The sequence below is a fragment of the Pseudomonas vancouverensis genome (genome assembly GCF_004348895.1).
Lineage (GTDB): Bacteria > Pseudomonadota > Gammaproteobacteria > Pseudomonadales > Pseudomonadaceae > Aquipseudomonas > Aquipseudomonas vancouverensis.
This window is the reverse complement of the sequence record NZ_RRZK01000007.1, coordinates 268,041-292,420: the sequence shown is the minus strand read 5'-3', so window position 1 is coordinate 292,420 and position 24,380 is coordinate 268,041. Positions and strand designations below refer to the sequence as shown.

Annotated in this window: 18 protein-coding genes and 1 pseudogene; 10 read left to right on the top strand and 9 right to left on the bottom strand. The window is 59.7% G+C overall.

Going from position 1 to position 24,380, the window contains the following annotated elements; all coding sequences use genetic code 11:
* The first annotated feature begins 41 nt into the window (after positions 1–41).
* On the top strand, positions 42–1,013 hold the full coding sequence (locus EIY72_RS05735; RefSeq protein WP_093228987.1) for a thymidylate synthase: 972 nt from the start codon (positions 42–44) through the stop codon (positions 1,011–1,013).
* A gap of 125 nt (positions 1,014–1,138) precedes the next feature.
* Here EIY72_RS05735 and cadR read toward each other — a convergent pair whose 3' ends face one another.
* Entirely contained in the window at positions 1,139–1,588 is a 450-nt protein-coding gene (gene cadR, locus EIY72_RS05730) for a Cd(II)/Pb(II)-responsive transcriptional regulator (protein ID WP_093228990.1), read from the bottom strand.
* An 84-nt stretch (positions 1,589–1,672) separates the two neighbouring features.
* Here cadR and EIY72_RS05725 point away from each other — a divergent pair, with 84 nt between their 5' ends.
* The 7 genes from EIY72_RS05725 to EIY72_RS05695 all read left to right on the top strand — a co-directional run bounded on the left by EIY72_RS05725 (position 1,673) and on the right by EIY72_RS05695 (position 10,769).
* Positions 1,673–3,934: a heavy metal translocating P-type ATPase gene (locus tag EIY72_RS05725; protein ID WP_093228993.1), complete on the top strand. Its 2,262-nt coding sequence runs from the start codon at positions 1,673–1,675 to the stop codon at positions 3,932–3,934.
* Positions 3,935–3,950: 16 nt separating this feature from the next.
* Positions 3,951–4,814: a LysR family transcriptional regulator gene (locus EIY72_RS05720; protein WP_093228996.1), complete on the top strand. Its 864-nt coding sequence runs from the start codon at positions 3,951–3,953 to the stop codon at positions 4,812–4,814.
* A 224-nt stretch (positions 4,815–5,038) separates the two neighbouring features.
* Entirely contained in the window at positions 5,039–6,115 is a 1,077-nt protein-coding gene (locus EIY72_RS05715; protein ID WP_093228999.1) for a putative 2-aminoethylphosphonate ABC transporter ATP-binding protein, read from the top strand.
* Entirely contained in the window at positions 6,115–7,839 is a 1,725-nt protein-coding gene (locus tag EIY72_RS05710; protein ID WP_093229002.1) for a putative 2-aminoethylphosphonate ABC transporter permease subunit, read from the top strand. The genes EIY72_RS05715 and EIY72_RS05710 overlap by 1 nt, the downstream gene beginning before the upstream one ends.
* Before the next feature lie 47 nt (positions 7,840–7,886).
* A complete protein-coding gene (locus tag EIY72_RS05705; protein WP_093229005.1) occupies positions 7,887–8,912 on the top strand; it encodes a putative 2-aminoethylphosphonate ABC transporter substrate-binding protein in 1,026 nt (341 codons plus the stop codon).
* Between the two features lie 166 nt (positions 8,913–9,078).
* A complete protein-coding gene (locus EIY72_RS05700; RefSeq protein WP_093229008.1) occupies positions 9,079–10,212 on the top strand; it encodes a TIGR03364 family FAD-dependent oxidoreductase in 1,134 nt (377 codons plus the stop codon).
* Positions 10,212–10,769 carry a phosphonate degradation HD-domain oxygenase gene (locus tag EIY72_RS05695; RefSeq protein WP_093229011.1) on the top strand — a complete coding sequence of 186 codons (558 nt, stop codon included), beginning with the start codon at positions 10,212–10,214 and terminating at the stop codon, positions 10,767–10,769. Before EIY72_RS05700 ends, EIY72_RS05695 begins: the two co-directional genes overlap by 1 nt.
* A gap of 120 nt (positions 10,770–10,889) precedes the next feature.
* Here the strand turns inward: EIY72_RS05695 and EIY72_RS05690 are convergent, their stop codons facing one another.
* Both EIY72_RS05690 and EIY72_RS05685 read right to left on the bottom strand, forming a co-directional pair.
* Complete coding sequence (locus EIY72_RS05690) at positions 10,890–12,266, bottom strand: GTPase/DUF3482 domain-containing protein (protein WP_093229014.1); 1,377 nt, start codon at positions 12,264–12,266, stop codon at positions 10,890–10,892.
* Positions 12,259–13,623, bottom strand: a complete 1,365-nt coding sequence (locus EIY72_RS05685) for a DUF2868 domain-containing protein (protein ID WP_093229017.1) — start codon at positions 13,621–13,623, stop codon at positions 12,259–12,261. Before EIY72_RS05685 ends, EIY72_RS05690 begins: the two co-directional genes overlap by 8 nt.
* Before the next feature lie 85 nt (positions 13,624–13,708).
* On the opposite strand from EIY72_RS05685, the gene EIY72_RS05680 reads away from it, so the two are divergent.
* On the top strand, positions 13,709–14,221 hold the full coding sequence (locus EIY72_RS05680; protein WP_093229021.1) for a dihydrofolate reductase: 513 nt from the start codon (positions 13,709–13,711) through the stop codon (positions 14,219–14,221).
* A 150-nt stretch (positions 14,222–14,371) separates the two neighbouring features.
* On the opposite strand, the gene EIY72_RS05675 is transcribed toward EIY72_RS05680, so the two are convergent.
* A complete protein-coding gene (locus EIY72_RS05675) occupies positions 14,372–15,763 on the bottom strand; it encodes an L-cystine transporter (protein WP_093229024.1) in 1,392 nt (463 codons plus the stop codon).
* A 240-nt stretch (positions 15,764–16,003) separates the two neighbouring features.
* Here EIY72_RS05675 and EIY72_RS05670 point away from each other — a divergent pair, with 240 nt between their 5' ends.
* Positions 16,004–17,059, top strand: coding sequence for an HAD family hydrolase (locus tag EIY72_RS05670; protein ID WP_093229027.1), 1,056 nt, complete (start codon positions 16,004–16,006; stop codon positions 17,057–17,059).
* Positions 17,060–17,256: 197 nt separating this feature from the next.
* On the opposite strand, the gene ilvD is transcribed toward EIY72_RS05670, so the two are convergent.
* The 5 genes and pseudogenes from ilvD to EIY72_RS05645 form a co-directional block, all read right to left on the bottom strand.
* Positions 17,257–19,098 (bottom strand): dihydroxy-acid dehydratase, encoded by a 1,842-nt coding sequence (ilvD, locus tag EIY72_RS05665; RefSeq protein ID WP_093229029.1) that lies wholly within the window; start codon positions 19,096–19,098, stop codon positions 17,257–17,259.
* 291 nt (positions 19,099–19,389) lie between these two features.
* Positions 19,390–20,613: a multidrug effflux MFS transporter gene (locus EIY72_RS05660; RefSeq protein ID WP_093229032.1), complete on the bottom strand. Its 1,224-nt coding sequence runs from the start codon at positions 20,611–20,613 to the stop codon at positions 19,390–19,392.
* A complete protein-coding gene (locus tag EIY72_RS05655; RefSeq protein ID WP_093229034.1) occupies positions 20,603–21,583 on the bottom strand; it encodes a diiron oxygenase in 981 nt (326 codons plus the stop codon). The genes EIY72_RS05660 and EIY72_RS05655 overlap by 11 nt, the downstream gene beginning before the upstream one ends.
* A gap of 5 nt (positions 21,584–21,588) precedes the next feature.
* Positions 21,589–22,660: pseudogene (locus EIY72_RS05650) on the bottom strand (SagB family peptide dehydrogenase).
* Positions 22,661–23,074: 414 nt separating this feature from the next.
* Positions 23,075–24,271 (bottom strand): class I SAM-dependent rRNA methyltransferase, encoded by a 1,197-nt coding sequence (locus EIY72_RS05645; protein ID WP_093229038.1) that lies wholly within the window; start codon positions 24,269–24,271, stop codon positions 23,075–23,077.
* Positions 24,272–24,380 lie beyond the last annotated feature (109 nt).

Sequence of the window (24,380 nt, the reverse complement as noted above, 5' to 3'; positions counted from 1 at the left end):
AGCCCGAGGCCGCGCCCCGGGTTCAAGGAAACAGGTAACTCATGAAGCAATATCTCGAACTGGTCGCCCACGTCATCAAGAACGGCACCAAACAGGCCAACCGTACCGGCGTGAACACCATCAGCTTTCCCGGTGCGATGCTGCGCTATGACCTGCAGGAAGGTTTTCCGGCGATCACCACGCGCAAAATGGCCTTTAAATCGGCCATCGGTGAGATGTGTGGTTTTTTGCGTGGCGTGAACAACGCCGCTGAATTCCGTGCACTGGGCTGCAAGGTCTGGGACCAGAACGCCAACGAAAACGCCCAGTGGCTGGCCAACCCGTTCCGTCAGGGCGAAGACGACCTCGGCGAAATCTACGGCGTGCAATGGCGCAAATGGCCGGCGTACAAGCAGATCCCGCTGAGCAATCCGGCCGCCATCGAGCAGACCCTGAACCAGGGCTACAAGCAGATCGCCCAGGGTGAAGAAGACGGCCAGGCCTACGTGGTGCTGTACAAGGCCATCGATCAGGTGCGCCAGTGCGTCGACACCATCATCAATGACCCGGGCAGCCGCCGCATTCTGTTCCACGGCTGGAACTGCGCCCAGCTGGATGAAATGGCCTTGCCGCCATGCCACTTGCTCTATCAGTTCCACCCGAATGTCGAGACCAAGGAGATTTCCCTGACGCTCTACATCCGTTCCAACGACCTGGGCCTGGGCACGCCGTTCAACCTGACTGAAGGCGCCGCGCTGCTCAGCCTGATCGGTCGCCTGACCGGCTACACCCCGCGCTGGTTCACCTATTTCATCGGCGATGCCCACGTCTACGAAAACCATCTGGACATGCTCAACGAACAGCTCAAGCGCGAGCCGTTCCCGATGCCGAAACTGAAGATCTCCGACCGCGTGCCGGAGTTTGCCAAGACCGGTGTGTATCAGCCGGAGTGGCTGGAGCTGGTCGAGCCGAGTGATTTCTCGCTGGAAGGCTACGAGCACCACGCGCCGATGACTGCGCCGATGGCGGTGTAGAGGTTTCACGCAACACCCCTGTGGGAGCTAGCTTGCTGGCGATAGGGCCGTCAGATTCAACAGAGATGTTGACTCAGAGGCCGCTATCGCCAGCAAGCTAGCTCCCACAGTGTTTTGTCGTGCGCTCAGTGGCCGTGACTTCGGCCCACATGGGAATGCCCGACCTCCGTCGCCACAACCCCGCCACTGACTTCCAGTCGCTGCAAAATCCCACATTGATCGATATCCGGCCCGTCGCCACAGCGTTGGCGCAGGTCGAGCAGTTGCGTCTGCAAGGCCAGCAGGCCGTCGATCCGTGCCTTCACATGGTGTATATGTTCGTCGATCAACGCGTTGACGCTCTCGCACTGATCCTGCGGGCTGTCGCGAAACGCCAGCAGGCTGCGTATTTCTTCGAGCGTCATGTCAAGCGTGCGGCAATTGCGGATAAACGTCAGGCGCTCGGCGTGAGCCTGGGTGTAGACGCGGTAGTTGCCGTCGCTCCGGGCAGGCTCCGGCAACAGGTTTTCGCGCTCGTAGTAGCGGATGGTTTCCACGGCGCAGTCGGTGAGCTTCGCCAGTTCTCCAATCTTCATGAAGACAAACTCCAAATACGTGCTTGACCCTATAGTGGCTACAGGGTCTTTACTTGGCAACAGGCACTCTTATGGACGCAACCAATGAGCGATTCTCAGCATACCCACAAACCTGTGGCCGAACATGAAAACGGCGTTAAGCTGCGGCCCCTGCCCAAGCATGACCACGCAGGTCACGGCGACGCCTGCTGCTCCTCGAAAATGGCAGCACCGGCGCGGGTTACGCTGAGCGAATCGCCGACGGCTGGCGCTCGTCTGAGCAGCTTTCGCATCGAAGCGATGGACTGCCCGACCGAGCAGACGCTGATCCAGAACAAGCTAAGCAAGCTGACCGGCGTGCAGCAGTTGGAGTTCAATCTGATTAACCGAGTGTTGGGCGTTACCCACGACCTACCGGGCACCGAACCAATCGTCGAGGCGATCAAGTCCCTGGGTATGCACGCCGAACCGTTGGACCTGGGGGTTGAAACGCCCGCAGTCCAGGCGCCGAAAAAACACTGGTGGCCGCTGGCAGTGTCCGGCGTCGGCGCATTGCTCGCCGAAGTTATCCACTTCACTGCTGCCGCGCCGACCTGGGTGGTGGCGATGATCGCGCTGGTGTCGATCCTCAGCGGCGGTCTTGGCACCTATAAGAAGGGCTGGATTGCCCTGAAGAACCTCAACCTGAACATCAATGCGCTGATGAGCATCGCCGTGACCGGCGCGATCCTGATCGGCCAATGGCCGGAAGCGGCGATGGTGATGTTCCTGTTCACCGTGGCCGAGCTGATCGAGGCGCGCTCGCTGGATCGTGCGCGCAACGCCATCGGCGGGCTGATGCAGATGGCGCCGGAGCAGGCGACGGTGTTGCAGGCAGACGGCAACTGGGTCGAACAGGATGTGAAAATCATCGAAATGGGGGCGCGTGTACGAGTTCGTCCCGGTGAGCGCATCGGCCTCGATGGCGAGGTGGTATCCGGTCGTTCAACCATCGATCAGGCGCCAATTACCGGCGAAAGCCTGCCGGTAGAAAAAACCGTCGGCGACAAAGTGTTTGCCGGCACCATCAATCAGGCCGGTTCCCTTGAATACAGGGTCACGGCAGCGGCGGGGCAATCGACCCTCGCACGCATCATTCACGCCGTTGAGCAGGCGCAGGGCGCGCGGGCGCCGACCCAGCGCTTCGTCGATCAATTCTCGAAGATCTACACCCCGGCGGTATTTGCCCTGGCGCTGCTGGTCGCCGTCATTCCACCGCTGTTCATGGGCGAGTTGTGGTTCGACTGGATCTACCGGGCGCTGGTCCTGCTGGTGGTGGCGTGCCCCTGTGCGCTGGTCATTTCCACCCCGGTGACCATTGTCAGCGGCCTGGCGGCAGCGGCGCGCAAAGGCATTCTGATCAAGGGTGGCGTGTACCTGGAAGGCGGTCACAAGCTCGACTACCTGGCGCTGGACAAGACCGGCACTATCACCCACGGCAAGCCGGTTCAGACCGATTACCTGTCACTCGACCCGACCGCAGAGGCGTCGGCACCGGCCATTGCAGCGGCATTGGCCGGGCGTTCGGATCACCCGGTATCGCTGGCTATCGCCAATGCGGCTGTGGATAAGCAGTTTCCGGCGCTGGCTGTGGATAACTTCGAAGCGCTGGGCGGGCGAGGTGTGCGCGGCGAGGTCAATGGCCAGCTCTACCACTTGGGCAACCATCGCCTGGTGGAAGACCTTGGCCTGTGCTCGCCAGCGCTGGAAGAGAAGCTGTTCGCCCTGGAAAAACAGGGCAAGTCGGTGGTGTTGTTGCTCGACACGTCCGGTCCATTGGCGCTGTTTGCCGTGGCCGATACGGTGAAGGATTCCAGTCGCGAAGCCATCGAGCAGTTGCATGAGCTGGGCATCAAGACCCTGATGCTCACCGGCGACAACGTACACACCGCACAAGCCATCGGCGCCCAGGTTGGCATCGATGAAGCCAAGGGCGATTTGTTGCCAGAGAACAAACTGCAGGCAATCGAAAGCCTTTATGCCCAGGGCCATCGGGTCGGCATGGTCGGCGACGGCATCAACGACGCCCCGGCGCTGGCACGTTCCGAGATCGGCTTCGCCATGGCCGCCGCCGGTACCGATACCGCCATCGAGACCGCGGATGTCGCCCTGATGGACGACGATCTGCGCAAAATTCCAACCTTTATTCGCCTGTCGCGTCAGACCTCGACCATCCTCAAGCAGAACATCGCCCTGGCGCTGGTAATCAAAGCGATCTTTCTTGGGGTAACCTTTGCCGGGGTCGCTACCATGTGGATGGCAGTGTTCGCCGACATGGGCGTGAGCCTGCTGGTGGTGTTCAACGGTTTGCGCCTGCTGCGCAAGTAAACGGAGAGGGAAGGGTGTGCTGAGTGCCGAGCTGAAGGCGTTTTACATGGTGGCCCGTCTGGGCAGCATTACCCTGGCGGCGAAAAAGCTCGGCTTGAGCCAACCGACGGTAACGACGCAGATCCGTAACCTCGAAAGTCAGTACTCGGTTGAGTTGTTCTATCGTGGTGGCCGCCGCCTCAGTGTCAGTGAAGAAGGCGCGCGGCTGCTGCCAATGGTCAAGGTGCTGATGCAGCAGGAAGCTGACATCGAGTTTTTCCTGCGCAATTGCGGCCAGGTTCAAGGCACCTTACGCATCGCGGCCACGGCGCCGTATTACATCCTCGACCTGGTGAAGACCTTCCGCGAACGCCTGCCGCAGGTGGAGGTGTCGATGGAAATTGGTAACTCGCAGCAAGTGCTCGAAGCGCTGGAGGATTACCGGGTCGATGTCGCGGCATCGTCGCAGTTGCTCGAAGATGCACGGCTGGTTCGTCGGGTACTGGGCAGTGATCCGCTGGTATTGGCTGTGCACCGCAATCATCCGCTGGCGGTTCACGAGCACGTGTCGCTAAGCGCCTTGGCCGGGCATACCTTGCTGATGCGCGAGCCGGGTTCGACCACCCGTCGATTGACCGAAGAACTGCTCGCCAGTGCCGGGGTGTGTTTCGGCCCGTTGCTGGAAATCGGCAGCCGCGAATCGATCCGCGAGGCGGTACTGCGCAATATCGGCATCAGCATCATCGCCCGTCAGGAAGTGCCTCACGATCCGCAGCTGCGGGTGCTGACCATCGAGAATGCGCCGCAGATTCCTGAATACCTGTATTGCCTCAAAGAGAGGAAGGGCGCGCGGCTGCCGGCGGCATTTCTCGGGTTGGCGCAAGAAATGGCGCCCGTTTAAACCGTTGTGGCGAGGGAGCTTGCTCCCGTTGGGCTGCGAAGCGGCCCCAAAATAGGACCTCTGCGCGCTCCAACGGGAGCAAGCTCCTTCGTCACAGGTTATTTATTGCTCAATTGAGCCAACCAAAAATCCCCAATACCACTATCGGCAGTTTTTGCCTTACTGCCACATGACGGACTCATTACAACTCTAGGATGGCCCCATCTGCTAGATGAGGTCCGTCCATGAACAACTCGATCGCAACTGCCCTGACCAACCCCGGCGCCCCGATGAAGGTGCGCGGCGTCCAGAAACGCTTTGGCGCGTTCACCGCGCTGGACAACGTTTCCCTCGATGTCGCGGCCGGTGAACTGGTGTGCCTGTTGGGCCCGTCGGGCTGCGGTAAGACCACCTTGCTGCGTTGCATCGCCGGTCTGGAAAAGCAGGACAGCGGCGAGTTGTACCTGGGCGATCGCGATGTGTCCCACCTGGCACCCCAGGCGCGGGACTACGGCATTCTGTTCCAGTCCTACGCACTGTTTCCCAATCTGACCGTCGAAGCGAACATTGCCTACGGCCTGGCCGGCAACGGTCGCGATGAAATTCGCCGTCGCGTCGGGCAGATGCTGGAACTGGTCGGCCTGAGCGGCAGCGAGAAAAAGTACCCGGGCCAGTTATCCGGTGGTCAGCAACAGCGTGTGGCATTGGCCCGCGCCTTGGCGCCGGCGCCTTCGCTGTTGCTGCTCGACGAACCGATGTCTGCCCTCGACGCCCGGGTGCGTGAGCATCTGTGCACCGAACTGCGCCAGTTGCAACGCAATCTCGGCATCACCACCTTGATGGTTACCCACAACCAGGACGAGGCCATGCTGATGGCCGATCGCATTGCCGTGATGAACAACGGCAAGGTCGAGCAGTACGCCACGCCTCAGGAAATCTACAACCGCCCGGCGACGCCTTTTGTGGCGGAGTTCGTCGGTCAGGGCAACTGGCTGCCGTTCCACAGCAGCAGCGACAGCCACGCCAAAGTCGGCGGCTTGAACATGCGCCTGACCGATGGCAGCGCGAAGTCTTCGTCAGGCCGGCTGTTCTGCCGTCCGGAAGCGATCAACGTCAACCCGATCGTGCACGAGGAAAACCTGTTCCCGGCCAAGGTGCGCGAAATCACCTTCCTCGGCAATCGCTGCCGCATGAGCTTCGAACTCGACCAGTTGCCGGGTCACCCCTTGCTGGCTGAACTGGCACCGGAAGCCATGCCGCGTCTCGGTGCCCAGCAAATCATGGTGGCCCTGCCGCCACGCAGCCTGCAGGTGTTCGCCTGATGAGCGCGAATATGGCCCTGCCGATACCGCACAAGCAGGTTCGGCAGACCTCCCGCGCCGAGATCGGCGATCGGGTGTTCGTGGTCGGTGGCAAGGTATTGCTGCTGGTGTTGCTCGGCATCGCCGTATTGATGCCATTGCTGGCGATCTTCTGGCGTGGATTCAGCGCCGAAGCCGGGCAGGGCGGCGGTTGGCTGGCGGCCAAAGAGTTGGTGACCAGCGAAAATTTCCATTGGTTGCTCGGTAACAGCTTGAAGGTTTCCCTCAGCGTGGCGGCCATTGTCGTACCGCTGGCTTACCTGTTTGCCTACGCCCTGCAACGCACGTTGATTCCGGGCAAAGGCGTCTGGCGCGGCATCTCGCTGTTGCCCTTGATGGCACCGTCCATGCTGCCGGGGATTGCCCTGGTCTATCTGTTCGGCAACCAGGGCATGTTGCGTGGACTGCTCTCGGACAACATCTATGGTTTCTGGGGGATCGTGCTGGGCGAGGTCATCTACACCTTCCCCCATGCCTTGATGATTCTGCTGTCGGCCCTGTCCCTGGCGGATGCGCGCCTGTTCGATGCCGCCTCCAGTATGGGTGCCAGTCCGGCGAAAGCCTTCCGCAGCATCACCTGGCCGGCGACCCGTCAGGCCGTGTTCGCCGCGTTCTGTCTGGTCTTCACCCTGACCATCACCGATTTCGGGGTGCCTGTAGTGGTTGGTGGCGACTATCAAGTGCTGGCGCTGGAAGCCTACAAGGCGGTGGTCGGTCAGCAACAGTTCGGTCGCGGTGCGTTGATCGGCATGGTGTTGCTGTTGCCGGCCCTGTTCAGTTTCGGCGTCGATGCCTGGTTGCGCCGTCGTCATGGCGATTCCATGAGCGGTCGCGCCCAGGTGTTCAAACCGGCACCGTCGAAGCTGCGCGATGCCTGCTACCTGGCCATTGTCCTGTTGATCAGCGCCGCGTTGCTGCTGGTCTTCGGCATGGCGGTGTTCTCGTCCCTGGTGAAGTTCTGGCCTTACAACCTGTCGTTGTCGCTCAATCACTACCAGTTCAACGAAACCGCCGGTGGTGGCTGGCTGGCCTACGGCAACAGTTTGAAAATGGCCGTGGGCACGGCGCTGATCGGCAGCGTGTTGATTTTCACCGGCGCCTACCTGATGGAGAAAACCAAGGGCCAGCGCGGCCTGAACCTGACCTTGCGCATGCTCAGCTTCGTGCCGATGGCGGTGCCGGGTCTGGTGCTGGGCCTGGGTTACGTCTTCTTCTTCAACCTCACCGGCAACCCGCTGCACGTGCTCTACGGGACCATGACCCTGCTGATCGTGTGCACCATTGCGCACTATCTGACCACCGCGCAGATGACCGCGACCACGGCACTGCGCCAGCTAGACGCCGAGTTCGAAGCGGCCGCGCTGTCGCTCAAGGCACCGCTGTACCGCCACTACCTGCGCGTCACCGTGCCGATCTGCCTGCCGGCGTTGCTGGACATCGTGCGCTACCTGTTCGTCTCGGCCATGACCACCGTCTCGGCGGCGATCTTCCTCTACAGCCCCGACACCATCCTCGCGGCGGTGGCGGTATTGAACATGGATGACGCTGGCAACGTCGGCGGCGCGGCAGCGATGTCGACCCTGATTCTGTTCACCTCGGCGGGAGTGTCCCTGCTCCTGGCCTGGGCGTCGCGCGGCTTGCTGCGTCGCTCCCAGGCCTGGCGGCAGACCGCGCCTAGCCATTGATTCACCACCCTCAACTCAACTGCGCGTAAACAAAAAGGTAAAACGACATGTTCAAGCCCCTGGCCCTGGCCGCTGCTGTTCTCTCCGCTTTCAGCCTGAACGCCTTTGCGGCGAAAACCGAGTTGACGGTATACACCGCCCTCGAAGCCGAGCAGCTGACCGCTTACAAGGCGGCGTTCGAAAAGGCCAACCCGGACGTTGAAATCAAGTGGGTACGTGATTCCACCGGCATCATCACCGCCAAGCTGCTGGCCGAAAAAGCCCGCCCGCAGGCTGATGCTGTCTGGGGCCTGGCTGCTTCCAGCCTGGCGATTCTCGATCAGCAAGGTATGCTGCAAAGCTACGCGCCGAAGGACCTGGGCAAGATCGGCGCGAACTACCGTGACGCCGCCAATCCGCCAGCCTGGGTCGGCATGGACGTTTGGGCCGCGACCATCTGCTTCAACACCGTCGAAGCGGAAAAACAGGGCCTGACCAAGCCGGTGAGCTGGCAAGACCTGACCAAGCCTGAGTACAAGGGCAAGATCGTGATGCCGAACCCGGCCTCGTCCGGCACCGGTTTCCTCGACGTCAGCGCCTGGCTGCAAACCTTCGGCGAGAAGCAGGGCTGGGCTTACATGGATGGCCTGCACCAGAACATCGGCCAGTACGTTCACTCCGGTTCCAAGCCGTGCAAACTGGCCGCCGCCGGCGAGTTCCCGATTGGTATTTCCTTTGAGTACCCGGCTGTTCAGTTGAAACGCCAGGGCGCACCTCTGGACATCATCCTGCCGAAGGAAGGCCTGGGCTGGGAAATCGAAGCGACCGCCGTGATCAAGGGCACTGCCCATGAAGAAGCCGCGAAGAAACTGGCTGACTTCTCTGCCAGCCCCGAGGCGATGGACCTGTACAAAGAAAACTTCGCCGTACTCGCCCAGCCTGGCATCGCCAAGCCACAAACCGAGCTGCCGGCCGACTACGAGCAGCGCTTGATCAAGAACGACTTCGCCTGGGCTTCGAAGAACCGCGACGAGATCCTGACCGAATGGCGCAAACGCTATGACGGCAAGTCCGAGAAAGTGGTCGCCAAGTAACTGACTAAAAACTTGTGGCGAGGGAGCTTGCTCCCGTTCGGCTGCGCAGCAGTCGCAATTTAAGCGTACCGGGTCGGTCTGTTGACTCCACGCCTTCATTGCGGGGACTGCTTCACACTCCAACGGGAGCAAGCTCCCTCGCCACAAAGAGCGGGACATCATCCAGATGACACAACACAACGACATGCTGATCGTCGGCGCCGGCATCCTGGGCTTGTCCCATGCCTATGCGGCAGCCAAGCGCGGTCTCAAGGTCACCGTTTTCGAACGCAGCGAAACCCCGGTCGGCGCTTCGGTGCGTAACTTCGGCCAGGCGCTGGTCACCGGCCAGCCGCCGGGACCTATGCTGGAACTGGCCCGCGCCAGTCGCGAGATCTGGGGCGACTGGACGCAACTGGCAGGCCTGCAACTCAAGCGCAATGGCTCGTATCTGTTTGCCCGCACCGAGTCGGAAGAACAGTTGCTGGAAGCCTTCTGCGCCGGTCGCGCGGTCGAGCACGAATACCGCGTCAACCTTCTGCGCGGTGCCGCATTGAGGGATTTGTACGGCGGCCAGTTCCGCCACCACCGTGCTGCGTTGCACGGCATGGACGACCAACAACTGTATTCGCGCGAAGCGATTCCGGCACTGATCGACTTCCTGCGTCGCGACCTGGGCGTCACCTTCCATTTTTCCACCCTGGTGCGCGACATCGAGCCGGGTCGCCTGCACAGCACCGCCGGCAGTTTCAGCGCCGAGCAGATCATCGTCTGCTCAGGTCATGACTACCAGACCCTGCTGGCCGAACAGATCGCCGAGCTCGAGCCGCAAATCTGCCGCCTGCAAATGCTCCGCGCCCGCCCGCAGGTCAACCTGAACCTGCAACATGCCTTGCTCACCGGTTTGAGCTGCGTGCACTACGGCGCTTTCGCCGATCTGCCGGAAGCGGCAGCGGTGCAGGCTGAAATTCTGCGTTACGCGCCGCACCTGCATGAAAACGGCATTCACCTGCTGATCAGCCCGACGCCTTATGGCGAGCTGATCATCGGTGATTCCCACCACTATGGCCGCGATCCATCGCCATTCAACGCCGAACAGGTGGATGACTGGATGATCGAGCTGGCCGAGCAAACCTTGGGCTGCAAGGTGCAGGTGCTCGAACGTTGGCAGGGCGTCTATGGTTCACGGGGGCCTGGACCGTTTTCGTTCCTGCGCCCGGCCAAGGGTGTGAGTGCGGCATTGATGCACACGGGCGTCGGCATGAGCGTCGGCCCGGCAATGGCCGAACGTAACATCGCCACGGTATTGGGAGAAATCTGATGCAGCGCAATGAGCAGGTGATCGCTGAAGTCTTCGGTTTGTACGAGCGCTTTGGCGACAGCGATTACATCGGCGAGCCGGTGTCGCAGATCGAGCACATGTCCCAGGCGGCCGAACTGGCCATGGCCGAAGGCTACGATGACGAAGTGATTCTGGCGGCGTTTTTCCATGACATCGGGCACATCTGTGGCGAAAGCGCAGAGAATATGGGTGGTTTTGGCGTGGTCAGCCATGAGCGTCTTGGCGCTGACTACCTGCGTCGCGCCGGTTTCAGCGAGCGCATGGCGCGGCTGGTTGAATACCACGTGCAGGCCAAGCGTTATCTGACCCTCAAGGAGCCGGGGTACTACGAGCGCTTGAGTGAAGCCAGCCGCCGGACGCTGGAATATCAGGGTGGAGTGATGACGGCTGAAGAGGCCGAGGCGTTTGAGCAGGACCCGTTGTGTGAGGTGAGCTTGCGCATGCGCCAGTGGGACGAGTTGGCGAAAGAGATGCACGTGCCGGTGATTGATCTGGCGGTGTTGAAGGACAAGGCGGTGCGGCTGTTGGCTGCATAGAGCCTCTGCACTGAGGCGCGCCTATCGCGAGCAAGCTCGCTCCCACAGAGGACTTATGTCGGTCATACCATTCATGTGGGAACAATGGGGTCAGTACCGACAGCCCAAAAGATCCGGGTTTCAAAGCTGCTGCGCCAAAGCCTCAATCTGCTCCTGTCGCTCAGCCTGATTCAACTTCGGGTGCGGGTTGAGCGACGACCACTGCGGATGCGCCCGTGCCTTGTTCAACGCCTCTGGCAATTTTCCCTCGCGCCAGCTCTTGTCCTGAGGTGTCTCCACCTGAATGCTGTCCATGGCCGCGTGCCCGCGGGCATTGAGCGCTTGTAGAAGTTGCCGCTGGCGCAGTGCCAACAGTCGCAACACATTGTCATCGACGGTCAGCTCGCGCTGGCCTTTGATCTTGCCCATCAAGCGGCTGCCATAACTGCGCGCCGTTTGCAGTGCACCACCGGCAATCGCCCCGGCCAGCGCGGCGGCGCCGAGCGTGATGCCACCCACCAGCAGATCCACACCGGCACCCGCGGCCGCCCCGGCAGCGATCCCGCCCCCTACGCGCACGCCCAATTGCTTGAGGGTTTCCGGGTTGAACAGGTCATCGCCCCAGCGGCCATCGAGCAGCGGCAAGTCACTGGCCGCGGCATCCTGTGGACGGAAGGCAAACAGCTTGAGCAAGGCCTCGACACAACGCTGTTCACGCTGGCGCACCGCTTTGCGCAATTCGCTGATCGCGTGCTGCTCCTGTTCGGCATTGCTGACCACGCTACGACGGCAGGCCGCACAGTCGATCAATAATTCAGCAATCAATTGCGCTGCACTTTGCTGACGGGCCAGGCGTTGCGCCTGTTGATCGGCGATCAGGCGTTCCAATTGTGGCCGAGCGGTTTCCAGCAGCAAGGCGAGGCTCTCATAAAGCCTTCGTTCGCCATCTTCCGGCGGCGCAACGCTGTCGAAACGCACCAGCGCATGCAGGCCCAAACGCGCCAGGGCTTCACGCCAGGCGGGCTCGCGGTGGTTGTCGCTACTGACGAAATTCAGCACCGGCAGCAGCGGCTTGCCGCAACTGGCCAGCACTTCCAGCTCATCGCGGTATTTGGCCAGCACCGGCTCGCGGGCGTCGATCACATAGAGACCGGCGTCCGAGGCGAGCAGTTGCCGAAGGACTTTGGCTTCCTGTTCGAAGCGCTGCCGGGCTTCGCTGCCCTCAAGAAAGCGCGCCAGCCGCGCCGGCCCATCCAGTCGTTCGCCAGGACGCTCAAGACGTTCGAGATAGTCGAGCAAAGCGATCGCGTCTTCCAGACCTGGAGTGTCGTAAAGATCGAGCAACGGCTCACCGTCCACCGACAGCCGTGCCCCCTCGACATGCCGCGTGGTGCTGGGGCGATGGGACACTTCACCAAAACCGACATCCCGGGTGAGGGTGCGCAGCAACGAGGTCTTGCCGACATTGGTATGGCCGACCACGGCGAGTTTCAGCGGCTGTTGCCAGGCATCAGTCATGACCCTTCTCCAACCAGTTCAGCGGCATGCAATCGGCGAACGGCAACTCCAGCTGTTGCAGGGCGACATGCCAGTCACCCAGGCGTTCGGCATCCAGCGCCTCGCCGGGTGGCGCTTGCAGCAACCAGACGCGGGTAGCACCGGCGCTGCGGGCCAGCTCGGCGATCAAGGCCAGGCTGCCGCGGTCCGGCGAGCGCCGCGGATCGCAAGCGATGGCCAGGCGCGCGGGCGGAAAGCGGCTAAGTTGTTCAAGGAGTTTTTGCCGGGATTCGCGGCTGTCGAGAATACCGGCGTTGCTGACGTTTTTTGGCAAATTCGGCGGCCACGGGCGGTCGTCGTCCAGTTCGATGCCCACCAGCAAGGCGCCATCGGTTTGCTGCTCACTGACCCCGCTTTCTACGCGATGCAGTTGCGTCGGTGCGGCGTCGCTCACACCCAGGCGTTCGCTGGAGGGCATCAGCCGTTCACGCAATTGCGCGTAACCGGGCAGGTTCAGGTCGAGTTTGAGTGCAGCCTGTCCGGCTTTCCAGCGCCACAGACAAAACCCGGCGAGCAACAACCGCGGCAGCACGCCGTATACGAGCAATACGCCTACCAGCCAGGTGGCCCAGGCCTGCCGGGCGCTTTCGATGTTCAGCGCGCTGTCACCACTGGCGCGGATCATGTCCACGGTGGGCACGTTGAAGCCGAGCAGGGCGGGCAAGGCGCCGAGCGCCTGGGTCACGGTGATGAAGGTATCGGCACTGAGAATGGTGGTTTCCCAGACAAAACCGTAGCGCCGGGTGGCCATCAGCATCAGCAGGATCACCAGGGCACTGACCATCGCCAGCAACCACAGACTGTTGACCAGCACGCCGATGGCCCAGCGATTGAGTTTCTGCCGCTGCAACAGCAGGAGCAAGGCAGGCGCCAGTTGTGCGGCCTTGGCGTCCCGGGCGAGTTTTTCGCTGAGCCACAGCCACAAACGCCCAAGGCTGGCGCCGTGCTCGCCAGCGAAGATCAGCCCCAGGGCCCAGCTCAGCAGCAGGATCAGGTTGAGTCCGAGCAGGCTGCCCAACGCCCAGAACACGTTCACCGGCGCTTGGCCCAGTGCGGCAAATGCCAGGCCCGCGCCGCTGATCACGGCCAGGATGGCGAGCACGATCAGTGCCAGCCGCGCACCTTGCAGCCAGTGTTTCAGAGCCGTCGCCAAGCCATCGCGTTCAGCCAGCCACAGGGCGCGACGCTTGATGCGCGACGGCAAGTCGCCGCCGGCGGCGCGGGCCAATCGGTTGGCTTCCAGATCGTCCAGGGGACCGGCGTGCTCTTCGCGCAGGCGGATGGTTTCTGTCAGCCAGAGGTTATTCAGTTCAGTCACGCGGCATCCCGTCGCTCAATTGAGCTGTGAGCATAACCGCTGTGGCGCTTATCGGCGAAAGCGCGGCTCTGGTATCCTCACCAACATGACTAAATCACTCCCTCTAAGCCTGATCGCAGCCCTCGGTGAAAACCGTGTGATCGGCGTCGACAACAGCATGCCCTGGCACCTGCCAGGGGATTTCAAATACTTCAAGGCCACTACCCTGGGCAAGCCGATCATCATGGGTCGCAAGACCTGGGATTCCCTCGGTCGTCCACTTCCGGGTCGCTTGAATATCGTCGTCAGCCGTCAGACCGATCTACTGCTGGAAGGCGCGGAGGTGTATCCGTCGCTGGAAGCCGCCGTGGTGCGCGCCGAGCAATGGGCGAAAGAGCAGGGCGTCGACGAACTGATGCTGATTGGCGGTGCGCAGCTGTATGCGCAGGGGCTGGCTCAGGCCGATCGCCTGTACCTGACCCGCGTGGCGCTGAGCCCGGAAGGCGATGCGTGGTTTCCGGAGTTTGATTTGAACCAGTGGAAACTGGTGTCGGATGTGCCGAATCCGGCCGAAGGCGACAAGCCGGCGTACAACTTCGAAGTCTGGGAAAAAGCCTGACCTTGTGGCGAGGGAGCTTGCTCCCGCTGGGCTGCGCAGCAGACCCAAAAAGCCGGCATCGCATTCTTACTGGAAGATTGCATCGGCCAGTTTGGGGTCGCTTCGCGACCCAGCGGGAGCAAGCTCCCTCGCCACAAGGTGGTTCAACCGTTAAGCCTGCGCCAACTCTGCAAGCTCATCGGCATCCAGCAGTGCCTTGTCAGTCTGTTGCATGATCTGGCTGGTGATCGCACCGGCCGTCATCGATCCGCTCACGTTCAACGCCGTACGACCCATATCAATCAGCGGCTCGACCGAAATCAGCAACGCCACCAGTGACACTGGCAAGCCCATCGCTGGCAGCACGATCAGTGCGGCAAAGGTTGCGCCGCCACCGACACCGGCCACACCGGCCGAGCTCAGCGTCACAATCGCCACCAGCGTTGCGATCCACAGCGGATCCAGCGGGTTGATGCCTACGGTTGGCGCAACCATCACCGCCAACATCGCCGGGTACAGACCGGCACAGCCGTTCTGGCCGATGGTCGCACCGAACGAGGCGGCGAAACTGGCGATGGACGACGGGATGCCCAGGCGGCGGGTTTGCGCTTCGATGCTCAACGGGATAGTCGCCGCGCTGGAACGGCTGGTGAAGGCGAACGTCAGCACCGGCCAGACCTTGCGGAAGAAGCGCAGCGGGTTGATCCCGGCGGCCGACACCAGCAGGCCATGCACGACAAACATCAGGCCCAGGCCTATGTAGGACACCACCACGAAACTGCCGAGCTTGATGATGTCTTGCAGGTTGGAGCCGGCGACCACTTTGGTCATCAGCGCCAGTACACCGTAGGGGGTCAGCTTCATCACCAGGCGCACCAGGCGCATCACCCAGGCTTGCAGGGTGTCGATGGCGTTGATCACTTTCTGACCTTTTTCCGCGTCATCCTTGAGCAGTTGCAGTGCGGCAACGCCCATGAACGCGGCAAAGATCACCACGCTGATGATCGACGTCGGCTTGGCCCGCGCCAGATCGGCGAACGGGTTCTGCGGAATGAACGACAGCAGCAACTGCGGCACATTCAGGTCGGCGACCTTGCCGGCGTAGTCGCTCTGGATGGTTTGCAGGCGCGCCATTTCCTGGGTGCCGGCCACCAGACCTTCGGCGGTCAGGCCGAACAGGTTGGTCAGGCCGATGCCGATCAGCGCCGCGATGGCGGTGGTGAACAGCAGCGTGCCGATGGTCAGGAAGCTGATCTTGCCCAGGGACGAGGCGTTGTGCAGACGGGCCACGGCGCTAAGGATCGAGGCAAACACCAGCGGGATCACGATCATTTGCAGCAATTGCACGTAGCCGTTGCCGACCAGATCGAACCAGCCGATCGAGGCTTTCAGTACCGGGTTGCCGGCACCGTAAATTGTGTGCAACGCCACACCGAACAGCACGCCCAGCGCCAACGCGAGCAGGACTTTTTTCGCCAGGCTCCAGGTCGTGTGGCGGGTTTGCGCCAGACCGAAGAGCAGGGCTAGGAATACCAGCAGATTGAGGATCAGCGGCAGATTCATGAACACTCCGAAAAAGACTTTGCCAACTGCCTTCCCGGGCAGCTGCGAACCGGCAAGCCTAACAGCTTGAATTCCAATCATTTAATATCAAAAACAGAGGGTGACTGTCGTTTTTGGAATAAGCGAATGTCGCTGAGGGAAATGCAACTGACGCGAAAGGGACGCGCACGGTCGCTGACAGACGAGGACTGTCACACTTATTTGTTAGCGTCGATGTCTTTCTATCAGGGAGATATTTCGATGAAGTTCGCACCGAAACTGCTGGCAGCAGCACTGTGCCTCGGCCTCGCCGGACAGGTCATGGCAACGGATCTGAAACACTGGCCGGCTGACCAGGCCAAGGCGCTGGACGCCATGATCGCCGCCAACGCCAACAAGGGTAACTACGCGGTGTTCGACATGGACAACACCAGTTACCGCTACGACCTCGAAGAGTCGTTGCTGCCGTACATGGAAAACAAGGGCCTGATCACCCGCGAGAAGCTTGATCCCTCGCTGAAACTGATGCCGTTCAAGGACACCGCCGACCACAAGGAAAGCCTGTTCAGCTACTACTATCGCCTCTGCGAAGTGGATGACATGGTCTGCTACCCGTGGGTCGCCCAGGTGTTCTCCGGCTTCACGCTGAAGGAACTCAAGGGCTATGTCGACGAGATGATGGCGTCCGGCAAACCGGTTCCGGCCACTTATTACGAAGGCGATGTGGTCAAGAAGCTCGACGTCAATCCGCCGAAACTCTTCACCGGCCAGCAAGAGCTCTACAACAAGCTGATGGAGAACGGCATCGAAGTCTACGTGATGACCGCCGCCTCCGAAGAGCTGGTGCGCATGGTCGCGGCCGATCCGAAATACGGCTACAACGTCAAACCGGAAAACGTGATCGGCGTGTCGATGCTGCTCAAGGACCCGAAAACCGGCGAACTGACCACCGCGCGCAAGCAGATCACCGCCGGCAAGTATGACGAGAAGACCAACCTCGGCCTCGAACTGACCCCGTACCTGTGGACCCCGGCGACCTGGATGGCTGGCAAACACGCGGCGATCCTGACCTACATCGACGAATGGAAAAAGCCGGTTCTGGTCGGCGGCGATACCCCGACCAGCGACGGCTACATGCTGTTCCACGGCGTCGACGTGGCCAAGGGCGGCATTCACCTGTGGGTCAATCGCAAGGACAAGTACATGACCCAGCTCAACGGCATGATGGCCAAGAACGCCGCGGCCCAGGCCAAGGAAGGGCTGCCGGTGACGGCGGACAAGAACTGGGTGATCGTCAAGCCTGAAGAGATCCAGTAACCGATCCATCCCTGTAGGAGCGAGCATGCTCGCGATGGTCGTCAACGATGACGCTGGCTGCCTGATACCTGGAGGTGCTCTGTCATCCATCGTCGGAACGCCGCCCGGAGCAAGCTCGCTCCTACAGGTGAAAGGTGATTGGCAGAAACAAAAATGCCCCGCACTTGGCGGGGCATTTTCTGTTCAACGCTTGAGCCTTACAGCCCGTCAAGCATCGCCTTGTTACGCACCGCACCCTTGTCGGCGCTGGTCGCCAGCAGGGCGTAGGCTTTCAGGGCGGTGGTCACTTTACGTGGACGCACTTCCACCGGTTTCCAGCCCTTCTTGTCTTGCTCGACACGGCGGGCCGCCAGTTCTTCGTCGCTGACCAACAGGTTGATCGAGCGGTTCGGAATGTCGATCAACACCTTGTCGCCGTCCTGCACCAGGCCGATGGCGCCACCCGCGGCGGCTTCCGGCGAAGCGTGGCCGATGGACAGGCCCGAGGTGCCGCCAGAGAAACGGCCGTCGGTGAGCAGGGCGCAGGCTTTGCCCAGGCCTTTGGATTTCAGGTACGAAGTCGGGTAGAGCATTTCCTGCATGCCCGGGCCGCCTTTCGGGCCTTCGTAACGGATGATGACGATGTCGCCTTCCTTCACTTCGTCAGCGAGGATGCCGCGCACGGCGCTGTCCTGGCTTTCGAAGATCTTGGCGTTGCCTTCGAAGACGTGGATCGACTCGTCGACACCGGCGGTTTTCACCACGCAGCCGTCGAGGGCGATGTTGCCGTAGAGAACGGCCAGGCCGCCTTCTTTCGAGTAGGCGTGTTCGAAGCTGCGGATGCAGCCGTTTTCACGGTCGTCGTCGAGGGTTTCCCAGCGGGTCGACTGGCTGAACGCGGTTTGCGTCGGGATGCCGGCCGGGCCTGCCTTGAAGAAGTGGTGCACGGCTTCGTCGTCGGTCTGGGTGATGTCCCACTTGGCGATGGCTTCTTCCATGCTGCGGCTGTGCACGGTCGGCAGGTCGGTGTGCAGCAAGCCACCACGGGCCAGCGAACCGAGGATGCTGAAGATGCCGCCGGCACGGTGCACGTCTTCCATGTGGTACTTCTGGATGTTCGGCGCGACTTTGCACAGTTGCGGCACACTGCGCGAGAGACGGTCGATGTCGCGCAGGTCGAAATCGATCTCGGCTTCCTGGGCGGCAGCCAGCAGGTGCAGGATGGTGTTGGTCGAACCGCCCATGGCGATGTCGAGCATCATGGCGTTTTCGAACGCCTTGAAGTTGGCGATGTTGCGCGGCAACACCGACTCGTCGTTCTCGCCGTAGTAGCGCTTGCACAGTTCGACGATGGTGCGGCCGGCCTGCAGGAACAGCTGCTCGCGGTCGCTGTGGGTGGCCAGGGTCGAACCGTTGCCCGGCAGGGCCAGGCCCAGGGCTTCGGTCAGGCAGTTCATCGAGTTGGCGGTGAACATGCCGGAGCACGAACCGCAGGTCGGGCAGGCGCTGCGCTCGTACTCGGCGACCTTCTCGTCAGAAGCGCTGGAGTCGGCGGCGATCACCATGGCGTCGACCAAGTCGAGGCCGTGGGAAGCGAGTTTGGTCTTGCCGGCTTCCATCGGGCCGCCGGAAACGAAGATCACCGGGATGTTCAGGCGCAGGGCGGCCATCAGCATGCCGGGGGTGATCTTGTCGCAGTTGGAGATACAGACGATGGCGTCGGCGCAGTGGGCGTTGACCATGTACTCCACGGAGTCGGCAATGATCTCGCGGCTCGGCAGCGAATAGAGCATGCCGTCGTGGCCCATGGCGATGCCGTCATCGACCGCGATGGTGTTGAATTCCTTGGCCACGCCGCCAGCGCGTTCAATTTCGCGGGCAACCAGTTGGCCCAGGTCTTTGAGGTGCACGTGGCCCGGTACGAACTGGGTGAAGGAGTTGGCAATGGCGATGATCGGCTTTTTGAAGTCGTCATCTTTCATCCCCGTGGCGCGCCAGAGGGCGCGGGCGCCGGCCATGTTGCGGCCGTGGGTGGATGTTTTCGAGCGGTAATCAGGCATGAAGCACTCCGGGCGGCTAATCAGGTATCAAAAGGGAAGTGAGCTTCTATTGACGTCTGGAACACCCGGAAATGGCCGTGTGTCTGGAAGTTGCCGATAACTTTGCGGGATCGCCGCGCGCTTCAGCTTGAGCTCATAAACCCGCCGGGGGATGACTGGCGATGAATGTTCGCGATTCTACACGGCTGGCGGCTGGAGGGAATGGTTGTGCGCTTGCACAAGACGCACGGACCATCTCCTGTAGGAGCGAGCATGCTCGCGATGGACTCAAGGGGTGTCAGGCAACCAGCTTTATCGTTGACGACGATCGCGAGCGAGCTCGCTTCTACAAGGGCGGCGGTTGACCTGCGCGTTCAGACCTAGAGCAGTGGTGCTTAACAGCAGGAATGCCAGTGCCAAGGTCGATTGAAGATCACTTGCGCTCAAGTTGATGAGGGCACTGATCAGACCGCCAAAGATAAACACCAACGTATTGCCCGCCGAGGCGCTAGTGCCTGCGTTATTGGGGAACACATCCATTGCTTTGGACGTGGCGATAGGGCGGGCGATGGTCGTGCCGACGGTACATATAATCATAGGGACTAATACTGTCAGGGCTGAAAGCCCCAGCGATATTGAGAGTAAAAGCATCAGCAGCCCTGAGAGGAAAATCAGGCTTAGGCCGACAACGATTTGCGTGTTGGGCGCTATCCGATTGGCAAGAACTTGGGCGGCGATCCCGCCGATTATGTAAGCCGCACCGTAGATCAACAAAGTCAGGGAGAACTCAAAGGTCGACATTTGCAACTGATCCATGAAGATCAGCGGTGAGACTACGATGAAGGAAAAATGGCAGGTGAAAGCGATGGCCGCGATGAGCCAATAGCCCATGAAACTCAAGTCAGCACACACACGTCGGTACGAATGAATGATGTTCTGGCGTGAGGCCCCGGCGGGACGCTGATCCTCCAGAAAGAAATACGCCTTGAGAAATACGGTCACAGCCAATGCAATGAACAGGTAAAAACTACCCGGCCAATCCAGCGCCTGCTGCAGCACGCTTCCCATAAATGGCGAAACGGAAATGAAAATTCCGCTGGCCGTGACCATCAGAATTCGCAGTCGATCTCGCTCTGGGCCTCCGAACAAATCCTGAACCAGCGCCTGTGACAGCACGAAGCAGCCGCAACCGACTGCCTGGACTACCCGGAACATCAAAAACCAGGTGTATTCGGTCGACAGGACACATCCTGTTGAGCCAATGATTGAGACCGCCATTCCCGCAAGGAGTAGACCCTTGCGCCCAATTGCATCCGAAAGTGGTCCGATCAGCAGTTGAGATACGGAGATACCTATAGCAAACAAGCTGATTGAAAATGCAATGTCGGCAGGTGAGGTTTGGAAGTGATTGGCCAAGGCCGGGACTGATGGTAGCAAGACATCGAGAGGAAAGACTCCGAGCAGCACCATCGTCATTAAGAGAACGACCGCTGACCGACGTTTTTTTGCAGATATGGCATATTTTTCATTGCTCATCGAAAAGTCCTGCCTTGGAGAAAATTTGCCGATTGGCAGGCAGATCGAAGAGTCCGGCTTTTTTCAATGCTTGCAGAGTCGCACCTGCACCTGACTGTACACGGAGAAGATGAGCGTTTTCACTCGTCATATCGGTCAGTATTTCCGCGACAGTTGCTTCTTCCAGGCATGCACTGCGAAGGCTTTCGCCAAGCCAGCGTTCATCAATTTCAAAGAAAATATGCAGTATTTCCAAGAGCAACTTGGCGACAAAAGTACTCTGTTCGCAGCTCAGGTGCACCCATAGATAATGGAACACCTCGCTAAAGTAACGACTGTGCAGCGCCTCATCCGCGAGATGGTCTCTGAGCATTTCTTGAACGCTGCACACTAACGTGTGGCGGCATACGTCCAGCAGTTCCTTGGCGATAATCGTCTCCGACACAAAGCCAACAAGAAACCATGCCAGTGTTTTGTGCCTGTCCGGTGTGCCGTCGATCAGGGCGTTCAGTCTTATTATTCGCTGGGGCATTACTGGCCGATCAGTCATGCCATAAAAGTCAGCAATTTGCTCGGCGAGATTATTGGAGAATAGGGCGTGATAACCTTCATCGGTATAGAGCTGCAGCGCGGCTGTTTTCATTCGTTTAGGAATGGAGATACCGAGGTCGCTGTGGACAATGGTTTCGACTGATCGATTGACAATGCGGTGTTCAAGCAGTGTTGTGTAATCAAGAAAATGCACCAAATGATTTGCGGATAGGCGATGAACGACAGCTCTACCTGCTGTTTTTATCGACGAGTGATTCAGGTAAGGGAGGAATGCCGGGGGAAACCAGTATCGAGTTTCTAGTTGTTTTTCTATGTCCGTTGCTAGTAGATAGCAGTACTCGCTACTTCGTACCGACGCTCGGGTGTTCCATTCGCCTAGGGTGAAGCGCTGGGGCCACAAAGCGGAATCGGAGGACGGGTCTATAAGTGGTGAAGTCATTACTTTTACTCCCTGCCGCTTAGCAATAATGTCATTTCCTCGCACATCACTTGCCCATTGCTCTTACCGCAACCAACAAAGAACAATGGTTGCTCTGGGCTGTCCGCAAGCCTCAACAGCGTCTCGACCTGATCGTCCGTCAATGCACCGGTCAACCAAGTTTTCAATCCCAGCGAAGTAGCTACCAATTGGAAGGTCTGGGAAATGTGACCTGCTTCGATATAGGCCATTCGGTAGGCTCGCGAATGCTCATATTTCCACCATAGTTTGTCGAATCGACTGGTGATAAATAGTCCGACCGGCAAGTTATTAATGAAATGTTGCCCGCATAGTAGGTGCCCCAAAGGTTCAAAAGGTAAGCGATTGACGAAACTCAGCGCGTGTTCTGTGGGGTGGTAGGCGTAGAGACCGGGTTTCAAACCGGCAACGTTTTGAACCTGAAGAAAACCTTCACAAGCATTTAGTCCGCCGCCGGATGGGCTACTTCGCCGAGCTTGGAGGCCTTCGGCAATACTTTCGTCGATGTCGTTCGTGCGTTCATGTAAATAGCCGAGTGACAGGTAAAGCAGCGTACTGACTGTTTCCAGAGAAATGGCTTCTCCGGTAAAGGTACGGCAAGTTTTTCGGTTGATCAGGACGTTTGTCAGGGAGGTTTCCGGCAGGCAGGAAGGCTTTGGAAGGACAATCAGTTCGCGAGCCGTGAATTCCGAGAGTCTGCTTTGAGGGGCGGGAGTGTTGAGTACTGCTGTACAATGTTCGAGATATTGTCTTGACCATTCATGAACATCTTGGGGGGCGTGATCGCAGGGGATGTTTTTAGTGCCAATGTGGAATATTTTTGAGAGTTCATCCCAACCCCCATTCAATATTTTTTATATTGGAATTAGTAAGAATTCCAACGCTTAGAAGATGAGCGTCGATGGTGTTAGAAACGTTAAATGTTTTTGGGTTATCAATTATTTCTGAAAGTCGGGTTGAATATTCAAGATTAAGCTCAAACTGTTTGTGGTTTTTGTAATCCAAAACAATCTGGCAAGGTGGCCGCGGAATTATGAATAAGTGAGGATTTATTTGCATTTTTGGAGTTCTCTGGAAAGGATCTCAGAGAACGCGGGGTAGCCGGCACTCCCCAGCGCCTCACTTACTTAGCGGGCTTTTGAGGAAACCAAAAAAGCCAGGTTGGCGATGGTGGAAGCTTCCAGAGTAATTGCTTTCATGGTTGGAACTTCTTTTTTGTTTTTAAGTGATGCCACTTCGTAGTGATAACTTGATCATAGGTATTAATTTGTTTTTTTCAATGAAATGTTATGTAAGGATTTTCCGGTAATTTTGTCGGAGTGATCTTACATTTATGCCTTCTTCTAAATTAGCTTCGAAAAATTGCACAGGAATGTAGAGACGGGGTCTGGCGAGGGGGGATGTATTTGGAGAGTTGAGGGAAGCTAAAAAACAGAAGGGAGCCGATTGGCTCCCCTTTTCAAGCGGAATAAATCAGCTATTCGGCAACAACCGGCAGGTAATGCTCTTGATGTAACGCGTCTCGGCAATCGCCGGATGCACCGGATGATCCGGGCCCTGGCCGCCGCGCTCGAGCATCTGGATATTGCGGTCCAGGTGGCGGGCGCTGGTCAGCAGGATGTTTTGCAGGTCGTCTTCCGGCAGGTGCATCGAGCACGAAGCGCTGACGAGGATGCCGTCCTTGGTGAGCAGGCGCATGGCTTGCTCGTTCAGGCGACGGTAGGCGCCTTCGCCGTTTTTCATGTCTTTCTTGCGTTTGATGAACGCCGGCGGGTCGGCCACGATCACGTCAAAACGTTCTTCGCTGGCTTTCAGCTCCTTGAGCACTTCGAACACGTCGCCTTCGATGCAGGTCATCTTGTCGGCGAAGCCGTTCAGCGCGGCGTTACGCTCGACGCCATCGAGGGCGAAGCCCGACGCATCGACGCAGAATACTTCACTGGCGCCGAAGGCTGCCGCTTGAACGCCCCAGCCGCCGATGTAGCTGTACAGGTCGAGAACGCGCTTGCCCTTGGCATAAGGTGCCAGGCGCGCGCGGTTCATGCGGTGGTCGTAGAACCAGCCGGTTTTCTGGCCTTGAATGACCGGTGCTTCGAATTTCACGCCGTTCTCTTCCAGGGCGACCCACTCCGGCACCAGGCCGAACACGGTTTCGACGTAGCGGGTGAGGCCTTCGGCGTCACGGGCGGCGGAGTCGTTCTTGAACAGGATGCCGCTTGGCTTGAGCACTTGGGTCAGGGCAGCGATGACGTCGTCCTTGTGGGCTTCCATGGTCGCCGAGGCGATCTGTACCACGAGGATGTCGCCGAAACGGTCGACCACCAGGCCTGGCAGCAGGTCGGAGTCGCCGTAGACCAGGCGGTAGAACGGCTTGTCGAACAGGCGGTCGCGGATCGACAGGGCCACGTTCAGGCGGTGCACCAGCAGCGACTTGTCCAGCGGCAGCTTGATGTCGCGGGACAGCACGCGAGCGCAGATCAGGTTGTTCGGGCTCATGGCGACGATGCCCAGCGGCTTGCCGCCGGCGGCTTCGAGGATCGCCTGGTCGCCGGCCTTGAAACCATGCAGAGGCGTCGCGGCGACGTCGATTTCGTTGCTGTAGACCCACAAATGACCGTTGCGCAGACGACGGTCGGCGTTGGCTTTGAGGCGCAGGCTAGGCAGGGACATGTCGTCGCTCCGGAAAAAAGAGCGGGAGTATAGCCTGTTGAGGCCGCCGATAGGCTGGCAAGTGGATGTATGGAGCGCTGGATTGGCCGTTGCTTACAAAGTTGTCACA

Coding starts and splice junctions, on each gene's coding strand:
- ilvD (WP_093229029.1), bottom strand. CDS start 19,098: ATGCCTGATTACCGCTCGAAAACATCCACCCACGGCCGCAACATGGCC.
- EIY72_RS05735 (WP_093228987.1), top strand. CDS start 42: ATGAAGCAATATCTCGAACTGGTCGCCCACGTCATCAAGAACGGCACC.
- EIY72_RS05670 (WP_093229027.1), top strand. CDS start 16,004: ATGAAGTTCGCACCGAAACTGCTGGCAGCAGCACTGTGCCTCGGCCTC.
- EIY72_RS05645 (WP_093229038.1), bottom strand. CDS start 24,271: ATGTCCCTGCCTAGCCTGCGCCTCAAAGCCAACGCCGACCGTCGTCTG.
- EIY72_RS05725 (WP_093228993.1), top strand. CDS start 1,673: ATGAGCGATTCTCAGCATACCCACAAACCTGTGGCCGAACATGAAAAC.
- EIY72_RS05690 (WP_093229014.1), bottom strand. CDS start 12,266: ATGACTGATGCCTGGCAACAGCCGCTGAAACTCGCCGTGGTCGGCCAT.
- EIY72_RS05710 (WP_093229002.1), top strand. CDS start 6,115: ATGAGCGCGAATATGGCCCTGCCGATACCGCACAAGCAGGTTCGGCAG.
- cadR (WP_093228990.1), bottom strand. CDS start 1,588: ATGAAGATTGGAGAACTGGCGAAGCTCACCGACTGCGCCGTGGAAACC.
- EIY72_RS05655 (WP_093229034.1), bottom strand. CDS start 21,583: ATGACTTCACCACTTATAGACCCGTCCTCCGATTCCGCTTTGTGGCCC.
- EIY72_RS05695 (WP_093229011.1), top strand. CDS start 10,212: ATGCAGCGCAATGAGCAGGTGATCGCTGAAGTCTTCGGTTTGTACGAG.
- EIY72_RS05705 (WP_093229005.1), top strand. CDS start 7,887: ATGTTCAAGCCCCTGGCCCTGGCCGCTGCTGTTCTCTCCGCTTTCAGC.
- EIY72_RS05680 (WP_093229021.1), top strand. CDS start 13,709: ATGACTAAATCACTCCCTCTAAGCCTGATCGCAGCCCTCGGTGAAAAC.
- EIY72_RS05700 (WP_093229008.1), top strand. CDS start 9,079: ATGACACAACACAACGACATGCTGATCGTCGGCGCCGGCATCCTGGGC.
- EIY72_RS05660 (WP_093229032.1), bottom strand. CDS start 20,613: ATGAGCAATGAAAAATATGCCATATCTGCAAAAAAACGTCGGTCAGCG.
- EIY72_RS05715 (WP_093228999.1), top strand. CDS start 5,039: ATGAACAACTCGATCGCAACTGCCCTGACCAACCCCGGCGCCCCGATG.
- EIY72_RS05675 (WP_093229024.1), bottom strand. CDS start 15,763: ATGAATCTGCCGCTGATCCTCAATCTGCTGGTATTCCTAGCCCTGCTC.